Here is a 6,272-nt window from a genome sequence, read left to right as displayed (position 1 = left end):
ATCTTGGCTCGGGTTCGTCCCACCCTGATTGATCTGGGGGTTGCGCTTGCGGCTGGCGCTGCAGGGGCTTTTGCTATTTCTCGCCGTCAAGTTGAGAATGCGCTATCTGGGGTTGCCATCTCTGTGGCTCTTGTTCCCCCCTTAAGCGTGATCGGTATCGGTATTGCCTGGTGGAATGCTCGCGTAGCATTAGGGGCCAGTATTCTGTTTGCCACCAACTTGACGGGCATTATCTTCAGTGGGGCACTAGTCTTTTTATGGCAGCAGTACGGTTCCCTTGAGCGAGCAAAAAAAGGACTATTTGCCGGATTTCTAGCCCTGTTTCTGCTCGGTATTCCGTTGGGTTTGTCGCTGCGAAATATCTTGGTGGAAGAGCACGTACATCGACAGGTGGCCGCCCTCCTGCGTCGGCAAACTCTAACTTTTGCCGATACGGAAATCAGAAATATTGATGTTCAGCCCCAGTTAACTGGCCTGCGGGTGGAACTAGAGGTGGCAGCTAAAGCAGACTCCATTTCTCAATACCAAGTCCGGCTGGTGAGACAATTTTTGATAGAACAGTTGGGACAGCCCATTCAGTTAAAAGTACGGGTCGTCCCCACAGAAATTTTTGAAGAGATATCTCATACTGCGAGTGACTTCCAAATCGCTCACTCCATCAACAAACATCACCTTCAATAGGGTTTTCAGGATTTGGTCCTATCTTTCTAGGACCGAACGGTTCAGGACTATATATTCTTTGGGAGGGCCATGATCAGTACCGTCAACAGAGCCTTGCTAAACTCTCGTGTAGACTCTGCTACTACACTCTCCGGTGGACAAATTATCGTTGTCGTTGTGGCTGGTCTTTTATTCGGACTTGCCTTCCAGTTATTGCTGGCCAATTTTGGGATTGCCATTGGGTTGTCCGTATTTAACCTGAAACCCAAACCCCCGGCTTCAGATCAGCCACCAGAATCTGAAGACGCTAGCTTTGGTAGTGTTGCGCTGATCGGCGTTGCGGCAGGCTTGGCTATTATGCTCTCCATTGATGGGGTTTTATTTGCGGCTTGTTATTTAGCGGTCAAGCTGAGTCAGGTGAGGGATCCATGGCTAGGGGCAATTTTAGGGGGCTTAGTTTGGGCCGTTTATCTAATTCTGCTCACTTGGCTGAGCACATCAGCAGTGGGGACGGTCGCTGATACGGTCTTAGGGTTTACACGCGCAGGATTGCGACGACTATTTACAGCCGTGGGCCAACTCTTCAATCCCACATCATCAGACACAAGCTCTGTTGATGAAGATCCAGACGCAATAGCAAGTTCTAAGTTAATCCAGACTTTGGAGGACATGGATTTCTCTCCTGTATTTGAGAGCACTCTAGCTAAGCTAAAGGCTGAAACCCCCTCTCAATCAACCCATCTTTCGCAAATTGGAGAAGAGGTTATTGCCAATACGACAGAAAATCACACGATTGATTTGGAGCAGATCGTAGAAGAGTTGCAAAATCGACTAAACCTCCCTCAGCCCATATTGGAAGAGCTTCAGCAGCAGATTGAAAAGCTAACTCCAGAGGTGGGCGACCACCCACAACAAGCCTCAGAATCCCCTCAGCAGTCAGCCCCTGTCGCAGATCTCAAAAACTTTCTACAAACGGCAGATCCATCGGACTTACAATCCGAATCCTTATCCACGCAACTCGCCCCTCTAGAAACCTCCCATTCCTGGAGCACGTTACAGGATATTGATTACAAAGGGCTATTTCGCACTGCTCTCCGACGGGTTGATTTATCGGATTGGGACGTACAGCGAATTTGGCAGGTCCTGCAATCGACTCAGCAAAAACTGACGGGTTCATCTGAGTCCAAGCAACCGATCAATATAATCCAGTTAGACGTTGAAGACTACCTAATAAACACACCCATTTGGAATCTGCAACCAGACATGATTGAGGTTGACTTCAAAGATATTATTTATGACCCTGAAGCGGATCCATCACTTGTTCACCAACAGCTCATCCTCCTCACCCCCGATCAGATCCAGGAATTCCTCCAGCAACGGCAGGATTTACCTGATCATCAACTGGCTAAAATTACCGACGTGCTTAATCGGGTGCGCCTCAATATCTTGGATCAAGTACAGCCTTCTTCAGACCTGAATACCCCTGAACAAGAACACCTTCATCAGATCCAGCAAAAACTGGAGTCTTATTGCCGCTACACTACCCTAAGCAAATTGAGTCCAGAGGGGATTGAACAGAAACTGAACGCCTTAATTGAAGAGATCCCTATCTCAACATCAATGCTAGCCCTCCATCAACCAGACCTTGATGCTCTGCAAATAATCTTGAAACGACGTAAAGGTCTCCAACCCAAGAAACGAAAAGCACTGTTATCTGCAGTCTCTGAAAACTGGCAACATCTCTGTCCCGGCCCGATTCAGCCAGCCCCACCCTCGATTCAAAAACGACTCAAGACCATCATTGCCGAGCAATTGCAAGGGACGGATGGTCAGTCCATCTCCTTAGAAGACCTCAAGCCTCAATTGATGCAGCTGATCGATCAACCGACATCTGGTTTAACTATATTCAACCAATATCTGGGACAACTGGATTGGATGTCACTGGCCCAGGAGTTACAAGACGAGTACGATCTCACTCCCCAACATCTAGATTCAATCCTAGCGACCCTGCAAGAAGAATGGCAGCAGATCGCTAAATTTCCTCGTCGTTGGGCTCGTCGGACGCAACACACTGCCCAAAATTGGCAAGGTCATCTCCAACGCTATCTCAAATATCAGGATCGCTCTGCACTAACAAAGCTTGAATCTGTGGAACAAGACTTGCGGGGCCTTTTAGAGGAGGTCAATATAGGAGTTTCTGCACCCAAGACAAACCTATTCCCCCAACTTCCTAGCCAGTCTGAAATCATTTCTCTGCTCCAGGAGCGGAAAGATTTAACGACTGCCGAGATGGAACAAATTGCATCACAGCTGACTTCAGTATGGGAAAAGTTGGGTCAGGAAGCTCAATCTTTGCAAAACAAAGCCCAATCCTCTCTAGACACCGTAGCGACTAAGGTCCGAGAGGTATTGAGTTCGCTTCCCGATGCAGGGTCGATTCAACTCCAGGAAACGCTGGTTGAGGCCCTACCTGATATCAAAGTCTCTCAGATTGGGGACAGTCTTCAAGCTTTAGCCCGGAAAGCGCCAACTGAAATCCTGAAAGAATCCTCTTGGCAGCAGATTCGCGATCGCATCTCCGCACTCACCCAATCCACCTACCAACAAATCATCCATACCCGCGATGACCTAGAAGATACCGTCAAACACCAGCTCTCTCAACAGGCTGAAGCACTCCAGCAGCACCTCTTAGACCAAGTCGATCAGCTACAAACAGAGCTGCAACAGCAGGCCCAAGAACTAAAACAAGACACCCAACGCCAGGCCGATAAAGTTCGTCAGTCCGCTGCGATCGCAGCTTGGTGGCTATTTGCTATTGCCCTCACCTCTGGCATAACTTCAGCCTTATCGGGTTACTGGGCCGTGAGGGGATTTCGATAATCTTATTGCACTAATGCCGCAGGAATCGGTTGCCATCGGGCTGGGAGTTGCGGTTGTCGATGAACCACAGCTTGTTTACAAGTCGCCAGCATCCGTTGGTCATTTGGACTCAGCCGATCCAGCTGATGCAAGGGAGACAGATTGATATTGATTGGGGCCTGCGACCTTTGCATCGAGGCTAACATTACCCCGGTTACCGCCTCTGACTGAGGGTTGAGGTTACCGACAAAGCATCGAAATTCTGAGCGGGGATAGTAAGAAGCTCCGACAACGGTGTTTCCATACTGTTCGAACACCACATACCCCTGTTGCAGCTGGTTGGGCTGCTGAGACTGTCCGTAGAGGTGTGATTCCGCCTGCACTGATGGCTGAACGGCTAGACCGGGCATGGCTTGAAAACTGAAGCCCACAGCCAGTAACGGGGGTAAATATTTTAGGGGGGAGGATTGCAAAAAATTCATAAAAAGCGGCTGAAACAATTGCTATAAAAATCGGCATGAGTATTGTGCAGGTCAATCAAGCAAAGACCTGGCACTCAGCTACAGGCTAGTAGGTGTTTCTGGGGCAATCTCGATTCCAGAAATCACTTTTGTCGGATGTGGATCAGACACTAAATCTTGGAGTTCATCGATATCAACGCCAATGCTCTGGCAGGCGTCTTGAACCGCAGTTAGAAATTGAGCTGGGTTACTATAACCACATTGTTTCGCTGCAAATTCAGCACCTTTCTTGGCATTGGCTTTGGCACAGTCAATGAGTGCAATACCGGTTAAGGGGGATGAGGCGGCCATAAAATTTCTCCTAGAGGACAACAGTGAGATCTTTTCCCAAATGCCTGGGAACAGATAAATTTATTCAGTGAATAAGATGCGAGATTAAGCGGCAGTCTGTACGGGAGGTCCAATCATGGCTTGCATATCTGCTTCAGATAGATAGGACCATCGCTGCTCAGGATTAGCGAGGACCATGCCCCCTCGCGTGTTTTGAATCGGAATTTTGCGATATTCCCCCAGTAGATTCAAGGGTTCTGGGGTCTGGATCAACCAGCAGGTACGATCCGGATCGAGGTGATAATCTCGGGTAACGCCGGTTGCGATCGCATCCAATCGCTTAATCGCTAACGTCTCGTCTTCCTGGGTTGAATTCTTGATCATCACAATATCAAAATCAGGCCGACGATAAATCGTCAAGATACAGGTTGATAGCTTTTGATTGATTCCGATAAAGGGATAGGTTACTTGTTCAAAATTCATACAAAATTAGTCTTTAATTCAATAAATATTGCTTGTTGACGTGGATAAAGACTAGGAGTAACAAGCGTATTGGTGGTTATTTCTTGGGCTACTGGAGCAATCTCTACGGCAATTTGCCGATGTTTAAAAACGTACTCAACACAATCAGCTAAGTCATCCAGCCCAAGCCAAGTTAGGCCAACTTCAGAAATGCTCCAAATGATTAATGAGAGCAATAGTCTTTTCCATCGAATAGTCGGAATTCTGAAGGCTTTTTGGATGCTAGCTTGCACCTAGTTTGTCTCCATTCATCTTGTTTCTCTTCGAGATTAAGGAATTTTTCTTAGCGCCACATCAGACGATGGAAGGAGTTATTGAAATCAATACCTCTATCAAAAGAGAGAGAAATGAAGAACTTATATATTGGTGAGACAGTCTCCCAAACCTTCTCGGAAGAGAACTCAAAACTTGATCGCACTGGTTTTCCCAAAAACATGAAGTGGCATCATCGGTCTGCTTGATACTCTCGTTACCCCCTCGTACTTCGGCCCCCTCGGGGGCCTGCTCCAGCAGTGCGCGCTGCGTGGTTACCCACCACACAGCGGCTTTCAGGCATCTACCTTCCTAATCGAACATCAAACTAAAGGCTGGAGCCATTTTAGTCTGGATCGATGAGAGGCTATGAAGTGAAAGGGTTTCAGGTGATTTGGTCCATGGAATAAAACCCGAAATGAGTGGCCTAAATCAGGAATCATACAAGTTGCAAAGCAATGATTTCTGGGAGTGATATCAGACTGGATCATTCAGATTTAATGTCACAAGGTATGGGCAATGTGAAAGAAAAGGTTGCCCCCTGGCCTTCTTGAGACTCGACCCAAATTTTGCCCCCGTGACATTCGACTATTTTTTTGCAGATTGCTAGGCCAATTCCCGTTCCCGAGTAGGCAGCTTTATTATGTAAACGCTGGAAAATGACAAAAATCCGCTCCGCAAATTGAGGATCAATGCCAATGCCATTGTCTTGAACAGATATTGTCCAAGCCTCATCGGCTTGAGTGGCCCAAATCCGCACGGTGGGAACGTCTGCTCGGCAATATTTGATGGCATTGGCAATGAGGTTTTGCAATAGCTGTCGCATTTGAGTGGGATCTGCAGAGACAGTGGGTAAAGCCCCGGCAGTAATGATCGCATTGCTCTCCTCAATAGCGATTTCTAAATCAGATGTAACTTGCTGTAGCGTTGCCTCTAGGTCAATGGCTTGGATCTTAATAGCAGCCCGACCGACACGGGAATAACTCAAGAGGTCACTAATCAATTCCTCCATTCGGATGGCCCCATCCGTGATGTAGCGGATGTATCGATTGCCCGTTTCATCTAATTCACCTTGATAGCGATTGGCTAGTAACTTGCGGTTCGCCCATTTTCATGTTGGGTCATGAGATTGCGGTCCAAGACAGGCATAAGCCCCAACGAAACATTGAAGTGACACAGTAGATGCAC

General features: G+C 47.6%; 7 protein-coding genes. 2 read left to right on the top strand and 5 right to left on the bottom strand.

All coding sequences use genetic code 11. From position 1 onward, the window contains the following. Positions 1 to 681: DUF389 domain-containing protein (locus Q0986_RS12475; RefSeq protein WP_299410649.1), on the top strand; the 681-nt coding region annotated here is incomplete at its 5' end. Between the two features lie 69 nt (positions 682 to 750). Continuing rightward, a complete protein-coding gene (locus Q0986_RS12470; protein ID WP_299410647.1) occupies positions 751 to 3,540 on the top strand; it encodes a hypothetical protein in 2,790 nt (929 codons plus the stop codon). 2 nt (positions 3,541 to 3,542) lie between these two features. Here Q0986_RS12470 and Q0986_RS12465 read toward each other — a convergent pair whose 3' ends face one another. From Q0986_RS12465 to Q0986_RS12445, 5 genes are all read right to left on the bottom strand, one after another. Next, positions 3,543 to 4,001: a hypothetical protein gene (locus tag Q0986_RS12465; protein ID WP_299410644.1), complete on the bottom strand. Its 459-nt coding sequence runs from the start codon at positions 3,999 to 4,001 to the stop codon at positions 3,543 to 3,545. A gap of 78 nt (positions 4,002 to 4,079) precedes the next feature. After that, on the bottom strand, positions 4,080 to 4,331 hold the full coding sequence (locus Q0986_RS12460; RefSeq protein ID WP_299410642.1) for a hypothetical protein: 252 nt from the start codon (positions 4,329 to 4,331) through the stop codon (positions 4,080 to 4,082). 84 nt (positions 4,332 to 4,415) lie between these two features. After that, positions 4,416 to 4,793: a hypothetical protein gene (locus Q0986_RS12455; protein WP_299410640.1), complete on the bottom strand. Its 378-nt coding sequence runs from the start codon at positions 4,791 to 4,793 to the stop codon at positions 4,416 to 4,418. Further along, positions 4,790 to 5,065 carry a hypothetical protein gene (locus Q0986_RS12450; RefSeq protein ID WP_299410637.1) on the bottom strand — a complete coding sequence of 92 codons (276 nt, stop codon included), beginning with the start codon at positions 5,063 to 5,065 and terminating at the stop codon, positions 4,790 to 4,792. Before Q0986_RS12450 ends, Q0986_RS12455 begins: the two co-directional genes overlap by 4 nt. Positions 5,066 to 5,571: 506 nt before the next feature. Then, a complete protein-coding gene (locus Q0986_RS12445) occupies positions 5,572 to 6,096 on the bottom strand; it encodes an ATP-binding protein (RefSeq protein WP_299410635.1) in 525 nt (174 codons plus the stop codon). Positions 6,097 to 6,272: the final 176 nt, after the last annotated feature.

The sequence above is a fragment of the Acaryochloris sp. IP29b_bin.148 genome (genome assembly GCF_028285565.1).
Taxonomy (GTDB): Bacteria; Cyanobacteriota; Cyanobacteriia; order Thermosynechococcales; family Thermosynechococcaceae; genus Acaryochloris.
This window is presented reverse-complemented; position numbering and strand designations above follow the sequence as displayed.

Excerpts from the sequence above, each read along its gene's own strand:
- Q0986_RS12470 (WP_299410647.1), top strand. The coding sequence starts at position 751 with ATGATCAGTACCGTCAACAGAGCCTTGCTAAACTCTCGTGTAGACTCT.
- Q0986_RS12465 (WP_299410644.1), bottom strand. The coding sequence starts at position 4,001 with ATGAATTTTTTGCAATCCTCCCCCCTAAAATATTTACCCCCGTTACTG.
- Q0986_RS12460 (WP_299410642.1), bottom strand. The coding sequence starts at position 4,331 with ATGGCCGCCTCATCCCCCTTAACCGGTATTGCACTCATTGACTGTGCC.
- Q0986_RS12455 (WP_299410640.1), bottom strand. The coding sequence starts at position 4,793 with ATGAATTTTGAACAAGTAACCTATCCCTTTATCGGAATCAATCAAAAG.
- Q0986_RS12445 (WP_299410635.1), bottom strand. The coding sequence starts at position 6,096 with ATGGAGGAATTGATTAGTGACCTCTTGAGTTATTCCCGTGTCGGTCGG.